Annotated in this window: 26 protein-coding genes; 9 read left to right on the plus strand and 17 right to left on the minus strand. The window is 63.0% G+C overall.

The genetic code is table 11. The annotated features are described in order from the left end of the window. Window positions 1-6 precede the first annotated feature (6 nt). From AC6H0W_RS12820 to AC6H0W_RS12860, 9 genes are all read right to left on the minus strand, one after another. Window positions 7-570, minus strand: a complete 564-nt coding sequence (locus tag AC6H0W_RS12820; RefSeq protein WP_497577572.1) for a pilus assembly PilX family protein — start codon at window positions 568-570, stop codon at window positions 7-9. Continuing rightward, window positions 567-1,580, minus strand: coding sequence for a prepilin-type N-terminal cleavage/methylation domain-containing protein (locus AC6H0W_RS12825; protein ID WP_497577573.1), 1,014 nt, complete (start codon window positions 1,578-1,580; stop codon window positions 567-569). The genes AC6H0W_RS12820 and AC6H0W_RS12825 overlap by 4 nt, the downstream gene beginning before the upstream one ends. Then, window positions 1,577-2,035: a prepilin-type N-terminal cleavage/methylation domain-containing protein gene (locus tag AC6H0W_RS12830; protein ID WP_497577574.1), complete on the minus strand. Its 459-nt coding sequence runs from the start codon at window positions 2,033-2,035 to the stop codon at window positions 1,577-1,579. Before AC6H0W_RS12830 ends, AC6H0W_RS12825 begins: the two co-directional genes overlap by 4 nt. After that, window positions 2,032-2,532: a GspH/FimT family pseudopilin gene (locus AC6H0W_RS12835; protein WP_497577575.1), complete on the minus strand. Its 501-nt coding sequence runs from the start codon at window positions 2,530-2,532 to the stop codon at window positions 2,032-2,034. Before AC6H0W_RS12835 ends, AC6H0W_RS12830 begins: the two co-directional genes overlap by 4 nt. A 116-nt stretch (window positions 2,533-2,648) precedes the next feature. Beyond that, window positions 2,649-4,931 (minus strand): hypothetical protein, encoded by a 2,283-nt coding sequence (locus tag AC6H0W_RS12840; RefSeq protein WP_497577576.1) that lies wholly within the window; start codon window positions 4,929-4,931, stop codon window positions 2,649-2,651. An 8-nt stretch (window positions 4,932-4,939) separates the two neighbouring features. Next, a complete protein-coding gene (locus AC6H0W_RS12845; RefSeq protein WP_497577577.1) occupies window positions 4,940-5,620 on the minus strand; it encodes a PilW family protein in 681 nt (226 codons plus the stop codon). After that, window positions 5,617-5,991, minus strand: a complete 375-nt coding sequence (locus AC6H0W_RS12850) for a hypothetical protein (RefSeq protein ID WP_497577578.1) — start codon at window positions 5,989-5,991, stop codon at window positions 5,617-5,619. The genes AC6H0W_RS12845 and AC6H0W_RS12850 overlap by 4 nt, the downstream gene beginning before the upstream one ends. Window positions 5,992-6,029: 38 nt before the next feature. Beyond that, window positions 6,030-6,503, minus strand: coding sequence for a pilus assembly FimT family protein (locus AC6H0W_RS12855; RefSeq protein WP_497577579.1), 474 nt, complete (start codon window positions 6,501-6,503; stop codon window positions 6,030-6,032). Beyond that, a complete protein-coding gene (locus tag AC6H0W_RS12860) occupies window positions 6,497-6,871 on the minus strand; it encodes a type IV pilin protein (RefSeq protein ID WP_497577580.1) in 375 nt (124 codons plus the stop codon). The genes AC6H0W_RS12855 and AC6H0W_RS12860 overlap by 7 nt, the downstream gene beginning before the upstream one ends. Window positions 6,872-7,147: 276 nt before the next feature. Here AC6H0W_RS12860 and AC6H0W_RS12865 point away from each other — a divergent pair, with 276 nt between their 5' ends. The 3 genes from AC6H0W_RS12865 (at window position 7,148) to AC6H0W_RS12875 (ending at window position 9,934) form a co-directional block, all read left to right on the plus strand. Further along, the gene (locus AC6H0W_RS12865) at window positions 7,148-7,726 is read left to right on the plus strand and encodes a CoA pyrophosphatase (RefSeq protein WP_497577581.1); all 579 of its coding nucleotides are present in this window, start codon (window positions 7,148-7,150) and stop codon (window positions 7,724-7,726) included. Between the two features lie 76 nt (window positions 7,727-7,802). Further along, window positions 7,803-8,729, plus strand: coding sequence for a CobD/CbiB family protein (locus tag AC6H0W_RS12870; RefSeq protein WP_497577582.1), 927 nt, complete (start codon window positions 7,803-7,805; stop codon window positions 8,727-8,729). 20 nt (window positions 8,730-8,749) lie between these two features. Beyond that, window positions 8,750-9,934, plus strand: a complete 1,185-nt coding sequence (locus tag AC6H0W_RS12875; protein WP_497577583.1) for an acetyl-CoA C-acyltransferase family protein — start codon at window positions 8,750-8,752, stop codon at window positions 9,932-9,934. A gap of 62 nt (window positions 9,935-9,996) precedes the next feature. Here AC6H0W_RS12875 and AC6H0W_RS12880 read toward each other — a convergent pair whose 3' ends face one another. The 4 genes from AC6H0W_RS12880 to AC6H0W_RS12895 all read right to left on the minus strand — a co-directional run bounded on the left by AC6H0W_RS12880 (window position 9,997) and on the right by AC6H0W_RS12895 (window position 13,629). Beyond that, window positions 9,997-10,962: a TIGR03915 family putative DNA repair protein gene (locus tag AC6H0W_RS12880; protein WP_497577584.1), complete on the minus strand. Its 966-nt coding sequence runs from the start codon at window positions 10,960-10,962 to the stop codon at window positions 9,997-9,999. Window positions 10,963-10,966: 4 nt separating this feature from the next. Then, entirely contained in the window at window positions 10,967-12,256 is a 1,290-nt protein-coding gene (locus AC6H0W_RS12885) for a putative DNA modification/repair radical SAM protein (protein ID WP_497577585.1), read from the minus strand. A 156-nt stretch (window positions 12,257-12,412) separates the two neighbouring features. Then, entirely contained in the window at window positions 12,413-13,285 is an 873-nt protein-coding gene (gene rsgA, locus AC6H0W_RS12890; protein WP_497577845.1) for a ribosome small subunit-dependent GTPase A, read from the minus strand. A gap of 32 nt (window positions 13,286-13,317) precedes the next feature. After that, a complete protein-coding gene (locus AC6H0W_RS12895) occupies window positions 13,318-13,629 on the minus strand; it encodes a hypothetical protein (RefSeq protein WP_497577586.1) in 312 nt (103 codons plus the stop codon). 79 nt (window positions 13,630-13,708) lie between these two features. Between AC6H0W_RS12895 and orn the strand changes: the two genes are divergently transcribed. Beyond that, on the plus strand, window positions 13,709-14,260 hold the full coding sequence (orn, locus tag AC6H0W_RS12900; protein ID WP_497577846.1) for an oligoribonuclease: 552 nt from the start codon (window positions 13,709-13,711) through the stop codon (window positions 14,258-14,260). 47 nt (window positions 14,261-14,307) lie between these two features. On the opposite strand, the gene pgi is transcribed toward orn, so the two are convergent. The 3 genes from pgi to rpmE all read right to left on the minus strand — a co-directional run bounded on the left by pgi (window position 14,308) and on the right by rpmE (window position 17,903). Then, the gene (pgi, locus tag AC6H0W_RS12905) at window positions 14,308-15,957 is read right to left on the minus strand and encodes a glucose-6-phosphate isomerase (RefSeq protein ID WP_497577587.1); all 1,650 of its coding nucleotides are present in this window, start codon (window positions 15,955-15,957) and stop codon (window positions 14,308-14,310) included. Continuing rightward, the gene (locus AC6H0W_RS12910; protein WP_497577588.1) at window positions 15,926-17,563 is read right to left on the minus strand and encodes an ArnT family glycosyltransferase; all 1,638 of its coding nucleotides are present in this window, start codon (window positions 17,561-17,563) and stop codon (window positions 15,926-15,928) included. Before AC6H0W_RS12910 ends, pgi begins: the two co-directional genes overlap by 32 nt. Window positions 17,564-17,684: 121 nt before the next feature. After that, window positions 17,685-17,903, minus strand: coding sequence for a 50S ribosomal protein L31 (rpmE, locus tag AC6H0W_RS12915; protein WP_497577589.1), 219 nt, complete (start codon window positions 17,901-17,903; stop codon window positions 17,685-17,687). A 189-nt stretch (window positions 17,904-18,092) separates the two neighbouring features. Between rpmE and trmB the strand changes: the two genes are divergently transcribed. From trmB to AC6H0W_RS12935, 4 genes are all read left to right on the plus strand, one after another. Further along, the gene (gene trmB, locus AC6H0W_RS12920; RefSeq protein WP_497577590.1) at window positions 18,093-18,854 is read left to right on the plus strand and encodes a tRNA (guanine(46)-N(7))-methyltransferase TrmB; all 762 of its coding nucleotides are present in this window, start codon (window positions 18,093-18,095) and stop codon (window positions 18,852-18,854) included. 94 nt (window positions 18,855-18,948) lie between these two features. After that, window positions 18,949-19,647, plus strand: a complete 699-nt coding sequence (locus AC6H0W_RS12925; RefSeq protein WP_497577591.1) for a UPF0149 family protein — start codon at window positions 18,949-18,951, stop codon at window positions 19,645-19,647. Continuing rightward, a complete protein-coding gene (locus AC6H0W_RS12930; protein WP_497577592.1) occupies window positions 19,640-19,981 on the plus strand; it encodes a YkgJ family cysteine cluster protein in 342 nt (113 codons plus the stop codon). Before AC6H0W_RS12925 ends, AC6H0W_RS12930 begins: the two co-directional genes overlap by 8 nt. 174 nt (window positions 19,982-20,155) lie before the next feature. Beyond that, window positions 20,156-20,515, plus strand: coding sequence for a YkgJ family cysteine cluster protein (locus AC6H0W_RS12935; protein WP_497577593.1), 360 nt, complete (start codon window positions 20,156-20,158; stop codon window positions 20,513-20,515). A 36-nt stretch (window positions 20,516-20,551) separates the two neighbouring features. On the opposite strand, the gene AC6H0W_RS12940 is transcribed toward AC6H0W_RS12935, so the two are convergent. Further along, complete coding sequence (locus AC6H0W_RS12940) at window positions 20,552-21,403, minus strand: ATP adenylyltransferase family protein (protein ID WP_497577594.1); 852 nt, start codon at window positions 21,401-21,403, stop codon at window positions 20,552-20,554. 33 nt (window positions 21,404-21,436) lie between these two features. Here AC6H0W_RS12940 and AC6H0W_RS12945 point away from each other — a divergent pair, with 33 nt between their 5' ends. After that, the gene (locus AC6H0W_RS12945; protein ID WP_497577595.1) at window positions 21,437-21,685 is read left to right on the plus strand and encodes an RNA-binding S4 domain-containing protein; all 249 of its coding nucleotides are present in this window, start codon (window positions 21,437-21,439) and stop codon (window positions 21,683-21,685) included. Window position 21,686: the final 1 nt, after the last annotated feature.

Consider the following 21,686-nt stretch of genomic DNA (forward strand, 5'->3'; position numbering starts at 1 on the left):
CGGGGCTCAAATGGCTCGTCGGACAGTTGTCTGCAGGACGACAATCGAGCGCGTATCGCTATTGGCAACCGTGGGGTCATGACTGCGGGCAGTGACACGGTAGAAGCGCTCGGTGGGCGCGCCTGCGCCGGAGCCATACTGCTTATTGTTGGCGCTGCTGGTCTCGCCAAGCTCATCGGCGATGGCCGCATCATTGACTATCTGGATGTGATACTGCGCGCTGCCGATGGACGATCCCTCATTCACGACATATGTTGCGCCGACTGCTGTCCAGCTACCGCTGGTGCCGGTGAAAGTGTCGTCAGGAATGGTGGTGCACAGGTTGGCGCCTTCATCCGTGCAGTCGATTCCAACGTTGGCGTTGGCTGAAATGGCCGCCTCTGCGGCGCGCAACGCGGCTTCGGCAGCCTGCATCGCGAGGGAGCGGTCATACATGTTGCCGCTCATGCGTTCCTGTAGTGTCGTGTTTTGCATGCCGGCCAGTCCCATCAGTGTGATGACTACCAGCAGTACCAAAGCAATGATCAACGCGACGCCGCGCTGCGCTGTTTGTTGTGGCAACGGGTTCATGGCAGTCGGTTCCGGAGGCCAATAATGCTGCTGAAATCACGCTCCAGACGCCCGTCGTTTTCATCAGAAGCGGTTGTGACGCGTGCATCGGTGCTTTGAGTGGTGAGTCTGATCTGTACTGCCGTGACCTCATTCCAGTTGGCGGGCGTGGCGGTGAGTGTGGCTGCAGAGTCGTTTGGACGGAAGGTGAAGGCCACGTTTGTGATACCGGGGACGATCTCTTCCGTGATTGATCCTGCTGATGAGCCGAGGCGGGTCCGGTACAAAGAGCGGCCGCCTTCACCTGGGCGGCCGTTGTTGCCGATGTACCAAGTGACTACATACAACGAAGCGATTTGGGCGTTTCGGCCAAACTTGTAGGTGTTGCCGTTAGTGGAAGAACAATCTGTCGGGAAGCCGAGGCCTTTCGAGCAATTGCCTACTGTGCCGGTTCCGGTGTTGTGGGCGACGGTCACGTTTGAGGCGTTGTAGTTGGTGACCTGAAAAATCGTGGCATGGCTGGTGTCACACACGACCAGAATGTCGTTGTTCGTGAAAGTTGTCGTCGGCTGATTGATCTTGATAACGGCGGACGTCGGGTCATGGTTGTCTATGGTCAAACCGTTGCCGACGATGCCTTGAAGCATCAGGGCGTCCGTGCCTGCTACACGCTGTGCAACGCCGTTTCCGAAGACAGCATTGGGTGACGCGGTGGCGCCGTCGTAGCCTCTGACTCCGGTCCAGGGGGCTTGCCACCACGTGCCTGTATTGTTGAGGGTGCTCGCGATGCGGTCACCGTTTCCGCAGCCTGTGGCGCCTGCCTCGCGAATGTCTCGGGCAAGCAGTTCAAATGCCGTGCGCGAGCTTTCTTGTATCTGAGACAAGCCTTCATTGGTGCGGTAGGCCTGCCCATTGGCGACTACCACCGAGATGATGCCGCCAATGAGGATCACCCCAAGCGTGACCGAGATCATCATCTCGATCAGCGTGAAACCGTTTGCGAGCCTTGGCTGCCGCCGCAGTGTCTTCATAGTTCAATCTGCGTGGTAATGGTTTGGTCTGCCGCGCCACTCGTGCCACGTTGGTCGTTCCAGCGAACGACAACCGTACATGAGGTCCCGGCACAGTTGACGGAGCCTGTGGCCGTTGGGCCTAGCAGGGTGGCCAGACGGGTGCGCCAATCATCAAGCTGGTTGCCGGCAAACGTGCCTGATGTTGGGTCGTCGTCGAGGGCGATATTGAAAGCGCCGTTCCGTGCATTTGTGAGATCGACACGCATGGCGTCGACGATGCTGTAGCTTTCGATGACTGCCATGCTGCGCTGCAAGGAACTTTCGTTGTTGCGTAGCGCGCTCATTTGCAACCCGGCAAGTCCAAGCAGCCCCAAGGACAGCACCAGGACGGCAATCAACACTTCCAGAAGGGTAATGCCCTGGCTATAGATGGGCGAGTTGCGGAGGTAACGATAGGCGCGGCGGGGTGTCATGGGCAGTTTCCTGTAACACGCTGCATGGACACGCGGTTACCTAGGCCGATGGTGATTTCCCTCCGATTTTCTCTGATGGCGGCAGTTGTGCAAGCCACCAGAAGGCCCGCATTCGCCGGTAGGCCGTTGGGGCCGAAGCTGAGCGCATCATTGGTCAGAGTGCTGGTAACGCTGAACGCTGAGCCCTGGTTTGCGGGCGATCCGCTTCTGCTGACGGTGTTGTGTCGCGATATCCAGTGTGCCCACGCAGTATTGCCCGCGCCGGCACATGTCGTATCTCCACTGGTGGCGGTACGGCACAGCGTGGCATTGCGGTTGAGGCGTATGGCTTCCGAGCGGGTCAGATGCACGGCACTGATCAAGTCATTGGTCAGCGTCGTCAGTCGATATGCGGCCAGATAGTTATTGAATGAAGGCACGGCGATGCCGAGCAGCACCGCCGCTACGGCCAGCGTGATGAGCAGTTCGACGAGCGTGAATCCGATGCACTTTTTCATGCGACCAGCCTAAAGCGCGTCGAGAGACAGCGATAGCCGGAGACGACAAGCGTGTTGTGACGGCCGATCAGCGGCGGGGAACGTGCGTCAAGGCCGTCTTGTTCTCACGTGATGTGTTACTGGTACCGGCTCCACATGATCCGAACGCTTGAGGGCGTGGATTCGTTCGGGGTGCCGCCGCCGTCGTTTGGTGTGCAGACGCCGGGGGTGTAGAGCTGGTCGTCAGTCACGCCGTCCATGATGACGGTAAGGCCCCCTTGGCCGACTGTGGTCGGACTGCGAGAGTTGGCGCCGACGGTAATCGGGCCGTAGATGGTCGTTCTGGCACTACCCACTGCAAGGCTGCCGCCGAGTGAGACCGTTCCGCGGATGGTCCAGCCTTGAGAGTTCAAGCCGCCTTCGGCCATGAGTGCGATGTTGCCGATCGGCATGCCGGTGCGAACCGTGCCGTTGGCATCTGTCCAGGTTTGGAATGCGGAGTTACTGGCGCACAGATTGTCAGGGCGGAAACTGGAGCCGCAAAGCTGGGCCGTCGTTGCGCGATTGGGCGCAATGACGTTCTTGTTACCCCCCGAGTTACCGAGCGTGACATTGCCCGTTGAGAGGATGGCGCCGTAAAACGGTTGATTGCCTGAGTTTGCAGTCAGGGTGGTATTCCCATCAAACCAGAAAATTCCGCCAGGAAACCGGTATGCGAGGAAGGACCATCCGCTGGCAGGGGTGGCAGAACTGAAGCAGCGGGTATCGCCTGCCCAGTTGCCGCACTGCATGAATTCCGTTCCACCGATGTATCTCAGATCTGCCGTGGCAAGGTTGTAGGTGCCGTCGATGCTGACACCATTGTCTCGCCGGGTGACGTTCTGAATTTTGAGCATCGGCGTGTTGCCGTCGAAATAGAACACGTAGTTGGCGCTATCGCGTAGTGGGTCGACGTCTATTGCGTCTACGTTTGTGTCGCAGTACGGGCGCCCCGGAAGGCTGGACCACGGTGGAGGGCTGACGTTTTGCTGGATGTTTGGAAGGCCTGAGCCGGGCTGAGAGTAAGTCCCTCCGATTTGCCCACTGGTAATCGTAGGCGTGGTCCATGAACTGACGCTCATGTTGCCGCCAGCGCGGAGGGTGCCAATTGTGGTGCGTGACGAGTTTGCGATGACGTTGCCGTAGGCGTAGAGGTGATCTGCTCGGGTATTTGACCAACCGGAAAAACGTATGTTGTTACCCCAGAACGTGTTGGCCGTCCCCTCAGGCATCTCCAGTGTGCCCCCATCTATGCCGGTGTAACGCAGCCGAAACCGAGTAGGCAGCGAGCCCTGCCCAGAGAGGCGTTGCGCGCGGCTTCCCGGCGACACTATGCCGCTATCGGTGTCAATAGCCTCTTCACTTAGGGGCAAGGCAATGCGACTTCCGCTCGTTAGGGTGATCAGCAGAGTGTTGCTCGGGCGGGGGTGGATCGTGGAGCCCTTGAGCGTGCCTCCGGTGATGGTATTGCCAACGACTTCGCTATTCGCCACGTCAACTACTTCTGAGTTGAAGGCGCCAGCTTGCACCGTTTGATAGGTTCCTCCCTGAACCGTGGTGAAATTGCGAGCCCAAATGCTGACATTGTTGGGCTGGCTCATGCCTGATCCCACGGTGATGTTGCCCTCCGACCATAAAGCCGTGTTGGGCGCTATGCCCCCACCTGACAGTGAGACGTCGTCTTTTGTGCAGCCTGAGAGCCCCGCCATGCTGGCATTGCTGATCGAGAGCTTTCCATCTACGGCGACGTTCGTCATGTTCCCGCGGCTGTTGACCACATCCAAGCCTCCGCCGGTGTAGTTAACGTCCCCTCTGAATACGACGGCGGCGCGGGGTTGGGCAACGCAGGGGGCAGGTGGATTAACTCCGACTTCTGTTTCGTCATCGGTGACGACGACGCCGTAGACGACATTCAAGGTGGTGCGGGCTTCTGAGCGGTTGCCTTCTTCGGTAATGCCGGTAATGCTGGCTTCAATCAGATCGCTGGCCGAGTCAACGCCAGTGAGGCGCACTTCGATGCCGGGTATTTCGGCGCCGTCCGATTGCTGCAAGGCGATCTGGACGTACTGAGGTGTAATGCCGGTCACGACGTCCGCAGTCTGGAAGTGCGTTCTGAGCGTTTCCACCAGCGTTTCGAAGCGTCCGTCCGCCTGCTCCTGCGCGAGGTGTTTGCGCAGCAACTCCGCCCCGGTCCAGGCGCGAATCTGGGCTTGAGTCTGTGCTTGTAGTGCTACCGATTGCTCCTGCGCGCCGCGAATCCGGTACATCGTGCCCAGGGTGGTGGCCGTCAGTGCCGCGCCGGCGAACACTACGATCAGAATCGTGGCGATGCCTTGCTGATATTTGCGCATTGCTGGGCGGGTCTGGCGGAACTTGCGCATGCTGGGGCTCACGTCGAAGAAGTGGCGGGAGGGAAATTCGGCAGGCAGACGGTTGCCGGCACCGACGGACGGGCGTTGTCGAGATCGCCGTCACGGGTGAGATAGCGGACGTTGAGCGTTACGCTGAAACGGCCACTGCTTTCGGTGACACCGAAGGGGCGGCACTCTCCCTCGTTGGCGATGACTTCGATCGTTGTGCGGTTGTCTCCGCCGGCTTCGCCGACGAGTCGGGAGGTGGACGTCCAGGTAAGCGTGTCAATGGCAGCGCTGGTGTTGGTACAGTTCTCGGTGCTCGCTAGAAAGAACAGGTTCGCTCCGTCAGCCAGCAAGCCGCTGCAGCGCTCCCCTTCCCGCCAAATTACGGCGTTGCCGCTGGCCGGTAGGGTGTCCTGCTGGGTGCCGGACAGGATTTGGTCGTTCAAAGTGGCTTCGGCTAGTACGAGAAGCGAGGTGCTGTAGCCGGGGTCGACGACCCGGAAACCCGCCCCTTGCAGACGCATTTGCGCGCCCAGCAGGCCTGTGCTCAGTTGCCCGGTTAACTGAGCGCTTTGCGTGGCATCCACCGAGACGCGCACGCTGATGCGATACACCGAGAGCATGGCGAGCACGACCAGCATGGACAGGATGAGACCTACCATCAGGCCAATCAGCGAGACGCCGGACTGGGTTTGGCGTGAGCTCCGGGTCATTGCAGCGAAATCACCACGGTGCCGTCGCCACCGAACAACTCGCGGCTGTTGTCCGAGTTGTTTGAGCTGAGTGAAGACAATGTCTGGACGTCGATCGACGGTGCCGGAGCCAAGCCGTTGATCGAATAGCTCAACGTGACGGTCTCGGAATTGCAGGCCGGTACGAAGTCCACCGTGCGGCCGGCAATCGGAACGGCAATGGTCTCAGAGTTGCAGAGATCCGATTGGTGCTGCAACTGCCCGCGAATTTCGGTCACGGCGAGATTTTGCGCATTCAGATAGCGTTGGCTGTTGATCGAGCGTGCAGAGGTGTGCGCGAGCCCCAGACCGATGACGGCCATCAGTACAACGCCGATCAGTGCTTCAAGCATGGCGTCGCCTTTTTGGCAGCGCTTTTGGGGAAATGGATTCATTCGAGTCGTCCTTCGCGGGCCTCAGCCCCTTTGCTGACGCGGTACGTTCGTTCGCTGGGGGTGTTAAGCGCAATCCCCGTGCTGTTCAGCGAAAGAGTGGCGTCGGTGCTGTCGCCGATCGTGATTGCCACGCCGTGCCCGCGTGCGAGATCGGCTGACCAGGCAACGGCACCGCCGCCTGCATCACACGCCTCGTCGGAAGGGTTGCCGCGGCACACGTAGAGCGTATTGCCGGCTACGAGTTTCATGCCGGCCGCTGCGTTGATGTTGTCGATTGCTCCGGTCGGATTACGCAGTGCCACGGCTCTGGTCTGGTCATACCCTTGCATCAGCAGGCTGTAGCTGTCGGCCACATGTGCACTGTGAATCCACCGAGACGTCAGAGGGACACCGAGGGCGATGAGAATCGACATGATGAGGATGACCGTCATCAATTCGATCAGCGTGACGCCACGGGCCGCACTCACCATGCGTTGTTCCTCAGGCGGCAGGCGGTGGTGGAAGCGCGGGTTGAGCCGCCTTGGTGCAGCGTAACCAGTGTGACGGTGCAGCCATTCATGGCTCCTCGGCCCGTGGCGGTCAGGGTGTAGCGGTCGGCATCGAATGACGAGCCGTAGTTGAAGAAGTCGCCCATCGCAGGACTCCAGCCACCGTTCCAGTCGGCGTCGGGGGTGGCGTTTTCGGGGTAGGTAAGGCGCTTCTGATAGTAGTTTTCGACGTTGAGGCCAAGCGCTACAAGGTCGGCACCGGCTGACGTGGCACGGCTGCGCGTGACGTAGTTTTGATAGGCGGGCAGGGCGATGGCTGCCAGGACGGCCACCACCACCACCACGATCATGAGTTCGATCAGCGTGAAGCCGGCACTGCCGGGGGCCCTTCGGGAGGAGCTGGATCGGGTTAAAATTCCACCCTGCCGAGGCAGTGTCAGCGGAGAGGTTTCGAGGCGGCACAGCTTGGAATGAATTCTAGTTGTAGTGCAGCAACCGGACAGGCGGCTGGGGGGCGTGATGCTTCTTGATGTCATGTCTGGAAGGCGATTCAAGGCGGTTTGCACTGAATTTGTGCGTCGCAATATTAGCGGTTTCAGTTTAAGGCCCTGCGAGGCAGCGTCAATATGAATTCCGAGACACTCAGGGAATATTTCCTCAGTCGTACGTGCGATGCAGTCGATGCATCGTCCGAGATGGTTTCTCCCTCTTCCGTTGCGGCGGCGGTGCTCATTCCGTTGGTGGTTCGTGACGAGGGGCTGTCGGTGTTGCTGACGCGTCGCGCGGAGCATCTCAAGCACCATCCGGGCCAGATATGTTTTCCGGGCGGGCGCATCGAAGAGAGTGACGAGTCGCCCGTGATGGCAGCCATGCGCGAGACGGAAGAGGAGGTCGGTTTGACGGCCGACCGGCTGGAGGTGCTCGGGGCCTTGCCGGAGTATTTCTCGCGCACCGGCTTTCGAGTGACGCCGGTGGTGGCGCTGGTGCATCCGCCGTTCGAGTTGCAGCTCGATGCGCTGGAGGTGGCGGAGTCGTTCGAGGTGCCGTTCAGCTTCCTGATGGATTCGTCCAATCACCTGCTGGTGGATACGGAGTATCAGGGGCGGCCACGCAGGGTGTACTCGATGCCGTACGAGGGGCGCGACATCTGGGGAACGACTGCCGCCATCCTCGTGTCACTCCAGCGTTTCCTGCATCAGCCCTGAGCGCGCAGCGCCGGTTGGCGCGGTGCTTTTATGATATGTTGGGGCGGTTAGCTGCACTGCAGCAAATGGCATTGTAATGACACTCTTCGCACTGATTCTGGCGCTCCTGGTGGAGCAAATCCGGCCGCTTCAACAACATGCTGCGGTGGATGATGCATTGAGCCGGGTGTGCGCCCGCAGCCGCGATTTGTACGACGATGGCAGCTTTGCCAATGGACGGCTGGCGTGGTTGTTGGTGATTGGTCTGGGGGGCGTGCTCACGCTCCTTCTTCATTTCCTGCTGATGTACATCCACCCGCTGTTGGCGTTCGTCTTCAGTGCGGGGGTGCTGTATCTGGCGCTCGGGTTTCGCCGCGACGAGAGCATGTTCACCGACATCCAGCGCGCCCTGGCCGACGAAGAAACCGAGGTGGCTTCACAGCGCCTGGCTGAATGGACCGGGCGTGACCCGGCTGGCGCGGCATCCGGCGAAGTCGCGCGCCTCACCGTGGAGCACGCGCTGCTGACGGCGCATCGCGGCATCTATGGCGTGCTGTTCTGGTTCGTCATTCTCCCCGGCCCGGCGGGCGTGGTGATGTATCGCCTAGCGCGCCAGTTCCGTGGCGGTTGCGGTGCGCAGCGTGCGGACGGCGAGACGGCATTCGGCGAGTTTGCCGACAAGGCGTGGGAGGTGATGGACGCCATCCCCGCGCGTCTCACCGCGGTGGCGTTTTCGGTCATCGGCAATTTCGAGGATGCGCTGTATTGCTGGCGTACGCAGGCCGGCCTGTGGTCGGGGCGGGCTGCGGGCATCGTGCTGGCGGCCGGCGGCGGTGCGCTGGGGCTGAGGCTGGGCATGCCGGTGCATCAGGCGGGTGAAGTGCTCGACCGGCCCGAACTGGGGCTGGGCGCGGCGGTGGATGTTGACCAGATGCTGCGCGTTGCGCGCATGATCTGGCGTGTGCTGGTGTTGTATGTGTTGATTCTGACCTTGCTGACCATTGCGGGATGGGCGGGCCGTTAAACGACTCTTGGGGGTGTGAGATGGCAATACGTGATGTTGTGGTGCTGAGCGCGGTGCGCTCGGCGATCGGTGGTTTCGGTGGTTCGCTCAGTTCGATGGAGCCGGCCGACCTTGCTGGGGTGGTGATGAAGGAAGCGGTTGGGCGCTCCGGCGTCGATCCGCAATTGATCAACTACATTTCCGTGGGCAATTGCATCCCGACCGAAAGCCGTTATGCCTACGTTGCGCGGGTGGCGGCCGTGCAGGCCGGTTTGCCGATGGATTCGGTGGCGATGACGGTTAACCGCCTGTGCTCATCCGGGTTGCAGGGCATCGTGTCCACCGCGCAGTCGATCATGCTAGGCGACTGCGATTTCGGCATCGGCGGCGGGGTGGAGGTGATGTCACGGGGGGCCTATCTGGCGCCAGCCATGCGCAACGGAGCCCGCATGGGCGACACCACGCTGATCGATGCCATGGTGTCGGTGCTTACCGATCCGTTCGGTGTCGGGCACATGGGCATCACCGCCGAGAATCTGGCCGAAAAATGGGGCATCACGCGTGAAGAGCAGGATGCCTTCGCCGCCGAATCGCACCGGCGCGCCGGCGTGGCGATTGCCGAGGGGCGTTTCAAGGGGCAGATCGTCCCGATCGTGCTCAAGTCGCGTAAAGGCGAGACGGTGTTCGACACCGACGAGCACTGCAAGCCAGATACCACCGTCGAGGCGTTGGCCAAGATGCGTCCGGCCTTCAAGAAAGATGGCTCGGTGACTGCCGGCAACGCGTCGGGCATCAACGATGGCGCCTCGTTCCTGGTGCTGGCTGCGGCCGATGCAGCGGTCAAGGCGGGCTACAAACCGATGGCCCGTGTGGTGGCCTATGCCGTTGCCGGTGTTCCGAACGAGGTGATGGGTGAGGGGCCGATTCCCGCCACCAAAATCGTGCTCAAGCGCGCCGGGCTGAGTCTGGACCAGATCGACGTGATCGAGTCGAACGAGGCCTTTGCGGTGCAAGCGCTGACCGTCATCAAGGGCCTTGGGCTCGACCCGGCCAAGACCAACCCGAATGGCGGTGCGGTGGCGCTGGGACACCCGGTCGGCGCCACCGGCGCGGCCATTACCACCAAGGCGCTGCACGAGCTGCATCGCGTTAATGGCCGCTACGCCTTGGTTACGCTGTGCATCGGCGGCGGGCAGGGCCTGTCGGTGATCTTCGAGCGGGTGTGAAGCCGGACGGCGTGCTGCGCCTTTGTTGATGTGATGAAAAGGCCCGCGTGAAGCGGGCCTCTTTATTGCGGGGTGCGTGTTGTCTGACGATCGGGCGGGTGCGGCAGCCTGCGCCGCGGCGTCGAGGGGGCACTGGTCAGCATGGTGCCGGTGCGGCTTTGCGCGGCTTGGATCAAGGGGTCGATGAGCTGCGCCTCCGGCAGGTTGGCCCAGTACTTACGGGGCATTTCCTTGCGCATGGCGTTGAGCTTGAGGCGCGCCGGGTTGAAGATGTGCGCGTAATACGTCAGCCACAGCGCTTCGCCAGCGTCCGGCGGTGGCGCATCGGAAGGCTTTCCTCCCGGCCCCCAGCTCAGCACGCCCGGTCGGGTGGCCCATGGCCGCAGTGCGTTGGCCGACGTGATGCCGTGCCCAGCCAGCGCGGCCACGTCAGGGGCCTGCGGCCACCAGCGCAGCGAGCATTGTGGCGTCATCAGCGCCCAGCGCATGTTGGTGAAACGTCGCACGAAAAACGGCGCTGCTGCGTGCATTACGTGATGTTCGGGTTCGATCCAGGCCACGTGCAATGGCCCGCTGCCGTCTTCGGCTTCCTCGGCAAGCGGCATGGGGCGGAAACGTACGAAGGCATGCACCTTGTGGATCTCGCGGCGCACGGCATTGCACAGGCGCTGCATGCGCAGGTGGTCGGCATCCAGCGGGTCGTGGCGCAAACCCAGGTCATGCTGCATGCGCCACAGCGAGCGATACAGCAGGCCGAAACGTTCTCGGCTGCTGTGCAACAGGCAGCATTCGGCCTGCTTCGGCCACCAGCGTGGCACCGTCAACGGCGCCGCCGCGGGAGTGGGCAAGCCTGCGGCCGCGCCCGCCGGAGAGCCGCTGGAAGCGAAGAGATCGGGGTGCCGAGATTGCTCCGCTTCCGTAAGCCATTCCACCTCGTCCGGTGCTCGCTGCGCCGCCCAGAGGGATCTGGCGGCTTCGCGCCAGTGGGTGAACTCGGTGCCGTCGCCGGGCAGTACAAGGCGGTGCATGGTGTCAGAACAGGCTGGCCTGAACGGGCCGGGGCGCCATTGGCTCGATGAGTTTGGCGGCCAGCCGCGGGTCGTCCAGGCTGCGGCCGGGGCTCCAGTCCACGCATTCGACGAATGGCAACATTTTGGCAAGGGGGGCTCGCAGTCGTTCCAGGTCGGCCTGGCGTAGCCGTCGCCAGCGCCGGGCGGCCAGCAGTTTGTCTACCGAGCGCACGCCCAGGCCGGGCACGCGCAACAGCAGTTCGCGCGGCGCGGTGTTCAGATCGACCGGGAACAGCGCGCGATGGGCCAACGCCCAAGCCAGCTTCGGATCGTGCTCCAGCGAGAGCATGCGTTTGCCGTCCGTGCCCGCCGGCACGATTTCGTGTGCTGCGAAGCCGTAGAAACGCATCAGCCAGTCGGCCTGATAGAGCCGGTGCTCGCGTACCAGCGGAGGCGCCCTCAGAGGAAGATCGGCGCTGCTGTCGGGAATCGGGCTGAACGCCGAGTAATAAACGCGGCGCAAGTGATAGGACGAATACAGCCTGGAGCTGGTCAGGATGATGTCTGCGTCATCGGACGCGTCGGCCCCGACGATCATCTGCGTGCTCTGCCCGCCGGGGGCGAATGCTTTGGGTTGCCCGCGTTGGGTGCGTCGCGCGCGCGGCATCGACACCGAGCGAGCTTTGGCGGCTTCCCGGCGCTCGGACTTCGCGTCGCTGATGAGCTGGTCAAGCTGGCCCATGGCGCGGTGGATGGTGATGCTGTTCTTCTCCGGAGCCAGCGCCGCAAGCCCTTGAATGGTGGGTAATTCGATATTCACGCTCAGGCGGTCGGCGTACATGCCGGCCTGAGCGAGCAGAAGAGGGTCGGCGTCCGGGATGCTCTTGAGGTGGATGTAGCCTCTGAAGCCGTGATCCACGCGCAGGCTGCGCGCGACGCCGACAAGCTGCTCCATGGTGTAGTCGGGTGAGCGGATGATGCCGCTCGACAAGAACAAGCCTTCAATGCAGTTGCGGCGGTAGAAATCCAGCGTGAGCTCGACCACCTCGGCCACGCTGAAACGCGCGCGGGCAATGTTGGAGCTGACCCGATTCACGCAGTAGCGGCAGTCGTAGATGCAGAAGTTGGTCAGCAGGATCTTGAGCAGGGATACGCAGCGCCCGTCTGGCGTGTAGCTGTGGCAGATGCCGCTGCCGGTGGTCGAGCCGATGCCGCCTGCCTTGGCGTCACGCTTGGCGCTGCCGCTTGATGCGCATGATGCATCGTATTTGGCGGCGTCGGCCAGAATCGCAAGTTTGTTCTGAATGAGCACTGTATTAATGTACAGTAATCGTTCGGCGCTTTGCAAGTGCGCTGGCAAGTGTTGTTGCAGCCTTTCAGAGAGCGAACGGAAAGGGCGTTTCGAGCGATTTCGGCTGCAGGCTTGCGGGGATGTCTGGGGGCAGCAGAAGGGGGTGCGAGAGGGGGCTTACCAGCCGCGGACCTGTCGGCCAGCGCTCTCGATCTCGTCGCGAATGGCGTGAAAGTGCTCGAAGCGAAGCGGGGTGACCTCGCCCTGCTCGACGGCAGCGCGCAGCGCGCAGCCGGGCTCCTGATCGTGCCGGCAGTCTCTGAAGCGGCAGTTGCCCAAGTGAGGGCGTAGCTCGACAAAGGCTTCCGGCAGGGTGTCTGCGTCAATGTGTGCCAGCCCGAAGGCCTGCATGCCGGGGCTGTCGATCAGCCAGCCGTGCTCGAAGGGGTAGGCGCGGGCGAAGGTCGTGGTGTGCTTGCCGGAATCAAGCGCCGTCGAAATCTCGGCGGTGGCCGCTTGAGCTTCGGGAATCAGCGCGTTGGTGATGGTGGATTTGCCCATGCCGGATTGGCCCACCAGAATGCTGCGTTGCCCGGCGAGCCGCTCCACCAGAGGTGCCACGCCGGTCAGCGCGCTGAGCTCGAGCACCGGGTAGCCCAGTCGCGCGAAGGGCGCGAGTTGCGCCCACGCGGCATCGAGTCTGTCGGTGAGGTCGCTCTTGTTGAGTACGATCAGCGTGCCGATGCCCTCGCTTTCGGCCGCCACGATGCAGCGCGAAATCAGCATCGGTGAAAAGCCGGGTTCGGTGGCCACGACGACGACGATCTGGGTCAGGTTGGCGGCGATCAGCTTTTCGCGAAAGGCGTCCGAGCGCCATAGCAGGTTGCGGCGCTCGTGCAGGTCGGCGATGACGCCCTGGTTGGCCGAACTGCGCTCGATCAAGACTTCGTCGCCGCAGGCATACACGCTCTTTTTGCCGCGCGGCACACACTTGAGCTTTTCCGAACCGATGAGTACTTCGTAGTTGCGTCCGAAGGACGCGGTGACCATGCCCGTCTCGCGGGCAGCGTTTTCGGCTTGATTCACTCGAATTTGTAGTACTGAGCGTTGAGGTAGCCTGCGATGTCGAGTTCGTCTTCGGGGAAAAGGCCGAGGTTGAGCATGGTGGTACAGGCGGTGAGTTGTTGGCGCAGGCCGTCGGGGCTGGTCACGCGGCGGTCGCTGCGGGTGTAGATGTCGGAGCCGTCCTTGCCGCCGAATTTTCCGGCATGACAGGCCACGCATTGGTCCGCGTGGATGTCGCCGCCGGCTTCATGATTGGCCCCTGCAAACGGATCTGCCATGGCTGGGCCGGCCGCGATCAAGCCGCAAAGGATGAGGTGACGGGCGTTCATGTGGCCTCCTGAGGCAGTGAGCGCGCGGAACTGTGACACAATCCGGCCCTCATCAATACTCGGAATGAGCGCGTCGATTATGGCACAGGACAACAACCGTCTGATCTGGCTGGACATGGAGATGACCGGCCTCGAACCCGACCGTGACCGCATCATCGAGATTGCCGTGGTGATCACCGATGCCAATCTCGAAACCGTCGCCGAAGCGCCGGTGATGGTGGTGCGTCAACCCGAAAGCGTGCTCGACGCGATGGATGAATGGAACACCCGCACGCACGGCAATTCGGGCCTCACGGCACGGGTGCGCGCAGCCACCGAAGGCGAGGCCGAAGTCGAAGCGCGCATGCTCGATTTTTTGCGTCAGCACGTGCCCGAGCGGGCATCGCCGATGTGCGGCAACTCGATCTGTCAGGACCGCCGCTTCATGGCGCGCTACATGCCTACGCTGGAAGCCTGGTTTCACTACCGCAATCTGGATGTGTCGACGCTGAAGGAGCTGGCGCGCCGCTGGCGGCCGGACGTCATCGAGAGCTTCAGCAAGAGCGGCAAGCATGAAGCGCTGTCCGACATCTACGAATCCATCGCCGAACTGCGCCACTACCGCGAGCACTTCCTGCGCATGCAGCCCTGAGCGGTTCAACGGGCGCATGGGCTTCCATGTGCCCCTTCACAGCGGGCTCAGCTGCGCGGCTGCATCTTGGCGATTGCCGACAGCAGGGCCGCGGTGGACGGATGAGGCTGCTCGCCGGCTTGTGGGTCGGCGATGCGGCGAGCCATCTCCTTGCCCAGTTCAACGCCATACTGGTCGAAGCTGTTGATGCCCCAGATCCAGCCCTGCACGAAGGTCTTGTGCTCGTACAACGCAAGCAACTGACCCAGCGTATGCGGCGTCAAGCCGGGGAGCAGCAGGGTGGTGGAGGGCTGATTGCCGCCGCACACCAGGTGCGGGGCGAGGCGCTGGCTCTCGGCCTCGGAGTGGCCGGCCTCCAGCAGTCTTGCGTGAGTGGTGCCCATGTCGCGCCCGATCATCAGGGCTTCGGACTGCGCCAGCGCATTCTGGAACAGCGCTTGCGAGCGGTCGTCGTCGGCCAGCACCGGCACGATGAAATCCGCCGCGATCTTGCGCGTGCCCTGATACAGCAACTGATGGAACGCATGCTGCCCCACGGTGCCGGCATGGCCGAACACCACGGGCGAGGTATGCACCTCGCTCGCGGAGCCGTCGCGCAGGCAGTGTTTGCCATTGCTCTCCATCTCGAGCTGCTGCAGCCACGCCGGAAAATTGCGCAGCCCGTGCGCGTACGGCAGTGCAGAGCAGTCGGCGATATCGAGAAAGTTGGTGTTCCAGATGCCAATCAATGCCTGCATGACCGGGAGGTTCTCGCCCAGTGGGGCGCTGCGGAAATGCGCGTCCATCGAGCGCGCACCAGCCAGAAAGGCATCGAATTCACGCTCGCCCAGCGCCAGCAGCACCGGCAGGCCGACGGCCGACCAGACGGAAAAACGCCCACCCACCCACGCCGGAGTGGCGAAAACGCGCTCGGGCGCGATGCCGAACTCGGCGGCTTTGTCCGGGTGGTTGCTGACGGCTGCAAAGTGCATGCCGGTGTTGGCGTCCGCCCCCAGTTGGGCGCGCAGCCAGACGCGCGCTGCGCGCGCGTTGGCCAGTGTTTCGAGCGTCGAGAAGCTCTTTGACGAGACGATGAACAGCGTGCTGGCCGCTTCGGCAGTGGCCAGCATTTCGTCCATCTCGAGCGGGTCGATGTTGGCGACGAAGCGCACGTCCAGCGGGCCGTCGGCAGGCTTGGCGAGCGCTTCGCAAACCAGTCGCGGGCCCAGGTCGGAGCCGCCGATGCCGATGTTGACCACGCGGCGAATCCGTTTGCCGGTACAGCCCGAAACAAGCCCCTCGCGCAGTTCGCGGGCGAAGGCGCGCAGGCGCCGGTCGCTGTCATGCAGGTCGTCGGCGTCGGCTGCCGGGATGTCGGCCCCCCCGCGCAAGGCCATGTGCAGGGCGGCGCGGTCTTCGGTGAAGTTGAGGTGTTCGCCCGCAAACAGTGCGGCAATGCCGCGGGGCAGGTCCGCCTGCTCGGCGAGCTCGATCAGCGTGGCACGAGCGGGCGTATCGAGGAGTTGTTTGGAGAAGTCAGCGAGAAAGCCGTCGTGCGTCAGGCTGAAGTTTTGCGGGCGCCGGGCATCTGCCTGAAACAAGGCGTCGATGCGCGTTTCACGGAGGCGTCGTGCGTGGGTCTGCAGCGCAGCCCACGCCGGAAGGTGGCTTGGAGAGGCTTTTTTTTCAGTCACGTCGATATAGAGAGAACACTTCAAGTCGTTTGCCGCCAGCATGGCGGTGGCGCCACACCGTGGTCCATTCCGGCGACGGCGGGGCAATGTCGTCGTCGGCATCGTTCTGGATCAGCAGGTAACGGCAGGAGGTTTCGTTTTCTCGGGTGCCCACCGGGCGCAGGCCAAGGTAGTAGTCGAGCGCGGCACGATGGGTGGTGCTCAAGTCAGGCGTGGCAACGCAACCGGGTTGTTCTTGCGCGAGAGTCAGTCCGAGTGACTCTGCCATCGGGCGGTAGTTTCGGGTGTGGTTGAACCATGGCAGCAGCAGGCTGACGGCCAGGCACCACAGCATCGTCATGCCCATTGCCCAGTTGGTCGAGGCGCGGTCTGCCGAGCGCGGCAGGCGCCATATCAGGGCGACCCAAAGCAGCACGATGATGCAGCCGAGCACGGCCTGATGCAGCGTGCCGGTGAGCACGAAATCGGGAGATTGACGCTCCAGGCTGCGCGCGAGGCCGGTCGGCCAATCGAAGACCTGAGCGCTCCACGCCAGCCAGATCAGCGTGGCGAACACCGCGAAGGTGGTGACCGCGAACCAGTCGAAGGCGTTGGCCGCGCCGCGCCGCATGGTGGGAATGCCGCCAGCGGCGAGCAAGGCGAACGCGGGCACCGCCGGCAGCATGTCGGCCGGGCGGAAGCTGCCATGCAGCCAGATCGATACCAGCGAAAGGCACAGCGCCACCAGAGGCAGCAGCCACGGCAGGCGCGCAAGCTGGCGGCGTCCCCGCCACAGTGCCCACAGGGCGATGGGCCACAGCGGCCACAGGAACCAGCCCAGCACTTCGAGCAGGCGCGGTGCTTCGGCACGCGTCAGCGGGCTGCTGGCGAAATCGCTCCAGGTCTGTGCCCACCACAGATCCAGCACTTGAGGCTGGACCGCGCTGAGCGCGATCGGCCACAAGGCGCTGCCCGCTACGGCGACGCAGAGGCCGGCGATCAGCGCTCCGCTGGCGCGCGGCGTGCGTAGTTCCGGCACCGCCACAGCCATCAGTGCCAGCAACGGCAGCGTCAGGAAAACCCCGGAGATGCCTGCGGTGAGGAAGCTCAGCGCCACGCCGAGGCCGGCCTGCACGCTGCCTTTGAGCGGCTGCGTGGGAATCAGCGCCAGCCCTGCCAGCGTCATGGCCTGCAAGGCCATCAGCGTGATCATGGGTTGGTTTTCATGGACGTGAATGACCAACCCCAAGGTGCCGATGGTCAACAGCGCAGCGGCCGCGCGGGTGTGCCGGCCATACAGCCGGGCGGCCGCGCGAGATACCCACAGCGTGGCGAGGGCAGCAGCGAAGGGGGTCGCGAGCCGGGCGGCATCGTGAACCGGCAGCAGCCATCCGAATACGGTGGCGAACAGACCGGACAGCCAGTAATGGAAGGGCCCGAAGCCATGCGCGACCTCGCCGCCGATGGTCGGCAGCAACCACCAGTCGCCCTGCAGCAGGGAGTAGGTCGCACCGAAGTGCTCGATGTCATCGCCGCGCCAAGGGTCGTGTCCGACTGCGCCGGGCAGCAGATAGATGAGTACGAGCAGGGCCAGCCCAAGTGCCCCGTAAAGGTTTCGTTCGAATGCGGAGCGGTTGGACCTGTCGTGCATTGAGGCGTGATGATGTCGTTCGGTAAAGAGTGGATTCTAGCGGGGTTGCGCCGTCAGAACTCGAAAGCAAAAGAAAAGGGGCAGCCTTGGCTGCCCCTTTCGCATGCGACGCTGGCGGTGTTCAGCCGAGGCGCGGCACGTTGCCGTATTTCTGACGGAAGCGCTCGACACGGCCGGCGGTGTCGACGATCTTCTGCTTGCCCGTGTAGAACGGATGGCAAGCGGAGCAGACTTCCACCTGGATCACGTCTTTGGTGATCGTGGAGCGCGTGGTGAAGTTGTTGCCGCAGGAGCAATTCACCTGCACGTCTTTGTAGTTCGGATGGATGTCGGCTTTCATGGTGAATCCTCGGTCTAGCGGCAGGCGGATGTGACCTGCCTTTGGGTAATTCGGTGAGTCGGTGATTATCGCGCAAGGCATGACAGGACGCAAGCAGATGAATCGAAAGAGATTGCCAGTGCTGCTGCGGGAAGCGCCCGCTCGCGCGATAATCGGGTTTTGTGCCCACACGGCCAGGTCGCCAGATTCATGAGTTACGCCAATTCCCACATTCCGGTCAGTGCCCAGCAGGGCGTGCATGACGCCCTTGCGACGCGTGTCGAACGCTACTTCACGGAGGCTTTTCGCAAGCCCTACGCCGGCTACAACACGGAAGCCTTCGAACGCAGCCTGGATGGTTGGGACGGTCGTGCCCCGCTGATTCTGGATGCAGGCTGCGGGGTGGGGCACAGCACCATCGAGCTGGCGCGGCGTCACCCCGACCATTACGTGATCGGTGTCGATCAATCCGAGGACAGGCTGACGCGCCGCAAGCCCTATCCCGACTCGATGCGGCCGAACAACATGGTGTTCGCCCGCGCCGATCTGGTGGACTATTGGCGCCTGTGTTTCGACGCCGGGCTGCGGCTGGCGCGTCATTACGTGCTGTACCCGAATCCGTGGCCCAAGATCGGCCATGTCGGGCGCCGGTGGCAGGCGCACCCGGTGTTTCCGTGGATGCTTGGTCTGGGTGGCGAGTTGGAGTGCCGCACCAACTGGCAGGTATATGCCGAAGAGTTTGCCTGGGCCGCCTCCTATGCGCTGGGGCGAGAGGTGGCGGTTGAGCCATGGACGGCCGCAAGTCCGCTAACGCCCTTCGAGCGCAAATACCGTGATTCCGGCCAGCCGCTGTATCGCATCGCCTTCACGGCCGAAGTCAGCGATGCCTTGGCGCCGCTTGCGCTTTGGGCGGCTATGGCGCAGTCTCAGGAGCAGGGCGTGCCCTCGCAACCCGACACCGCTTCCCGATGAGGCGAGTGTGCAGTCCTCCAAGCTTCGGCCTGCGATTCAGTCGGGGCGGTGCGACCAACGTTGATTACCTGAACACGCCCCAGAGGGAAGGCTGATGACCGAAGAGACGTCCAATCCGCACGAGCTGTCCGACGACGAGTTCGATGCGCTCGAGGAAATCCTCACTTCCGAGGCCGTACCCGAAGAGTGCATGAACCTCGAGATGCTCGACGGCTACCTCGCCGGCATCATCGTCTCGCCACAACCGATTGAGCCTGCACTGTGGATGCCTGCCGTGTGGAGTGCGCATGAAGAGCCCTCGTTTGCCTCGGGCGGCGGCATGCAGCGCGCCATCCGGTTAGTGCTGCGCTATTACAACGAACTGACCACCACCGTCGGCGACCCTGATGGCTGGGAGCCGTTCTGCTACGCGGGCTCCGGTGCCGATGATCTGGCCGTGGGCGAGGAGTGGGTCGAGGGTTTTCTTCAGGGGCTCGAGTTGTGGCCGGCCGATTGGGCCGCGCAGGTGCCGCACCATGACGCAGAAGCCGTCACCGAGGCCCTGCAGGCGCTGATTCGCCCATGGGAGTCGGCCGACGATGAGGTGCCCGACAGCACTCGCCTGGAGTGGCTCGCCGACGCGCGAGACACCGTGGTCGAGATTCGTGGTCGCTGGATCGATCTTGAACTGCCACAGGCCGAGCCCGTGCCTGTCGAGGTCGCCGCCGTAGCCAAGGAAGCCGCGGGCCGCAACGAAGCCTGCCCCTGCGGCAGCGGCAAGAAATTCAAGAAATGCTGCGGCGCGCGTGACTGAATCGATTGATCATTGCGGCACGTGCGGAGCCTGCTGTGCCGGGCTGCGCGTCGATTTTCATGTCTCTGAGCTGGCCAGCCGCATGCCGGACGGTGTGCCCGACGCCTTGGCCGTGCCGGTCACAGAGCGCATCTGGCGCATGCGCGGCACCGACACGGCCTCGCCGCGTTGCTGTGCACTGGAAGGCGAGGTGGGGGTTGCAGTGCGCTGTTCGATCTACGCAGCGCGGCCGGGGCCGTGCCGTGACTTCGCACCGTACGCCGCCCTGGGTATTGGTGAGCCGGGCTGCGACGATGCCCGTCGGCGGCATGGTCTCCCGCCTCTGAGCGTGTAATGTATTTGCACGCAACTAATTGATTAAAAGATAAAAATATTGTTGCGGCGCGCAGCCGAATGGCTAGAATTCGCGCGCCGCGATCTCGTCCTTGCTTTGCCGCTTCGGTGGGTGTTCTTGATCCGGTGATCCGCCCCTCCGGGCGAGGTCGGCGCAATGCTTTGCGTGTCGGACATGAGCGATTTCAACCCCTGTATGGAGTGCGGCATCTGCTGCACGCATTTCCGCATCTCGTTTTACTGGGCCGAGGGCGATGATGCGCCGGGCGGCTTCGTGCCGGCCGACATGACCGAGAAGCTCAACGAGCATCTGCGGTGCATGAAGGGCAGCAACAGCATCCCGCGCCGGTGCAGCGCGCTTGCCGGTGACATCGGCAAGGGTGTGATGTGCACCATCTACGAGAATCGCCCCACGCCGTGCCGTGAATTCCCGGTGTATTTCGACGACGGCACGCCCAACCCGAAGTGCGACGAACTGCGCGCCACCATCGGGTTGCCGCCGCTGCCGGTGTTCGACTTGCCGCACGCTGCGTAGCCTGTGAGCGGCTGCCGCGGGCTCTGAGATTGGGCCTTACGACATGGGCGTAGCTACGGTCTTGAGCATGCTCAGCGGGCCGATTTTGCGTACCTTCTCGATCTCGCTGCGATCACGCACGAACATCGAGCCGGCAAAGCCCAGAGCGTTGATCGAGATGCCCTCGCAGCGCTCGCAAGTGCGCGGCACCACCAGCATCCATTCGTCGTTGGCGAGAACGTTGTAGGGCGGCATGCCTGCATCCGTCGCGAGCAGCCCGCAGTGTTTCATCCCCAGCATGAAGGCCTCGTGCAAGCCGGCGCCCGAGCACTGTGCCGGCAGGCGGATGAAGGCATGACGCCAGCCCAGGCGCGGGTGGGCGTGCAGCTCCATGCTGGCGCTGTGGCCGGGCAGGGCGGCGGTCATGCTGCGCAGGCAATCGCTCTGGGGTGACTCGGGAATCCACTGCAAATGCTTGTGGCGCTGGCTGGCACCGGCCTCGGCGCCACCGTTATAGAAGCCCAGCCCGCCGAGCGCTTGCATCACGCCCGCGAGTGCGTCGAAGTCCGCCCGCGTGAGCATGGCGGTCTGCTCTTCGAATGCCCGCGTGACGATCAGCAAATGGCGTTCGATCACCGGAAACTTGTTGAGTACGAGCACATGCGCGGGGCCGGCTGCTCCCAGCGTGAGCGCAGGTTCCGGTGGCAGGAAGGGGTTGCGTGGCGCGGCTGCGCTTGTGTCGGGCTTCTTCGCTGCGTCCTTGGCGCGCAGCGAAGAAGCCCAGCGCACCAGAAAACGGATATCGCCATCCTCGATGAAGGTCTGATCCGTGTGGATGACGTGAAGGGCGCCGGCGTTGGTGGCGTGCTGGATTGCAGTGTCGAGCGTGGCAAGGTCGGGTGTGCTCAAGTCGCAACTCCGCATGGCAGTCGGTGTATCGTCATGGATTGCATTCTAAGCACGGGAGAAGTTCAGGTGGGCACACCCTTTGCGGTTCAGGGCGATCATATCCAGCTTGATCAATTGTTGAAGGCGGCCGGGCTGGTGGCCAGCGGTGGTGAGGCGCATGCCGCGGTGGAGGCCGGTGCCGTGCGTGTCGACGGTGCAGTGGAACGTCGCAAACGTGCAAAGCTGCGAGCGGGCCAGAAGGTGTCGTTTAGCGGGGAAGTGCTGGATCTGGTTGCCGCGTGAC

The organism is Pseudazoarcus sp. NS20, from assembly GCF_059703745.1.

Bases quoted from the DNA above. Each gene is read 5' to 3' on its own strand.
- AC6H0W_RS12935 (WP_497577593.1), top strand. From the start codon at position 20,156: ATGAGCGATTTCAACCCCTGTATGGAGTGCGGCATCTGCTGCACGCAT.
- AC6H0W_RS12870 (WP_497577582.1), top strand. From the start codon at position 7,803: ATGACACTCTTCGCACTGATTCTGGCGCTCCTGGTGGAGCAAATCCGG.
- trmB (WP_497577590.1), top strand. From the start codon at position 18,093: ATGAGTTACGCCAATTCCCACATTCCGGTCAGTGCCCAGCAGGGCGTG.
- AC6H0W_RS12835 (WP_497577575.1), bottom strand. From the start codon at position 2,532: ATGAAAAAGTGCATCGGATTCACGCTCGTCGAACTGCTCATCACGCTG.
- AC6H0W_RS12865 (WP_497577581.1), top strand. From the start codon at position 7,148: ATGAATTCCGAGACACTCAGGGAATATTTCCTCAGTCGTACGTGCGAT.
- rsgA (WP_497577845.1), bottom strand. From the start codon at position 13,285: ATGGTCACCGCGTCCTTCGGACGCAACTACGAAGTACTCATCGGTTCG.
- AC6H0W_RS12945 (WP_497577595.1), top strand. From the start codon at position 21,437: ATGGATTGCATTCTAAGCACGGGAGAAGTTCAGGTGGGCACACCCTTT.
- AC6H0W_RS12840 (WP_497577576.1), bottom strand. From the start codon at position 4,931: ATGCGCAAGTTCCGCCAGACCCGCCCAGCAATGCGCAAATATCAGCAA.
- AC6H0W_RS12895 (WP_497577586.1), bottom strand. From the start codon at position 13,629: ATGAACGCCCGTCACCTCATCCTTTGCGGCTTGATCGCGGCCGGCCCA.
- AC6H0W_RS12845 (WP_497577577.1), bottom strand. From the start codon at position 5,620: ATGACCCGGAGCTCACGCCAAACCCAGTCCGGCGTCTCGCTGATTGGC.
- AC6H0W_RS12860 (WP_497577580.1), bottom strand. From the start codon at position 6,871: ATGATCGTGGTGGTGGTGGTGGCCGTCCTGGCAGCCATCGCCCTGCCC.
- AC6H0W_RS12825 (WP_497577573.1), bottom strand. From the start codon at position 1,580: ATGAAGACACTGCGGCGGCAGCCAAGGCTCGCAAACGGTTTCACGCTG.
- AC6H0W_RS12880 (WP_497577584.1), bottom strand. From the start codon at position 10,962: ATGCACCGCCTTGTACTGCCCGGCGACGGCACCGAGTTCACCCACTGG.
- AC6H0W_RS12910 (WP_497577588.1), bottom strand. From the start codon at position 17,563: ATGCACGACAGGTCCAACCGCTCCGCATTCGAACGAAACCTTTACGGG.
- AC6H0W_RS12875 (WP_497577583.1), top strand. From the start codon at position 8,750: ATGGCAATACGTGATGTTGTGGTGCTGAGCGCGGTGCGCTCGGCGATC.
- AC6H0W_RS12855 (WP_497577579.1), bottom strand. From the start codon at position 6,503: ATGGTGAGTGCGGCCCGTGGCGTCACGCTGATCGAATTGATGACGGTC.
- AC6H0W_RS12820 (WP_497577572.1), bottom strand. From the start codon at position 570: ATGAACCCGTTGCCACAACAAACAGCGCAGCGCGGCGTCGCGTTGATC.
- AC6H0W_RS12830 (WP_497577574.1), bottom strand. From the start codon at position 2,035: ATGACACCCCGCCGCGCCTATCGTTACCTCCGCAACTCGCCCATCTAT.
- AC6H0W_RS12850 (WP_497577578.1), bottom strand. From the start codon at position 5,991: ATGCTTGAAGCACTGATCGGCGTTGTACTGATGGCCGTCATCGGTCTG.
- orn (WP_497577846.1), top strand. From the start codon at position 13,709: ATGGCACAGGACAACAACCGTCTGATCTGGCTGGACATGGAGATGACC.
- rpmE (WP_497577589.1), bottom strand. From the start codon at position 17,903: ATGAAAGCCGACATCCATCCGAACTACAAAGACGTGCAGGTGAATTGC.
- AC6H0W_RS12925 (WP_497577591.1), top strand. From the start codon at position 18,949: ATGACCGAAGAGACGTCCAATCCGCACGAGCTGTCCGACGACGAGTTC.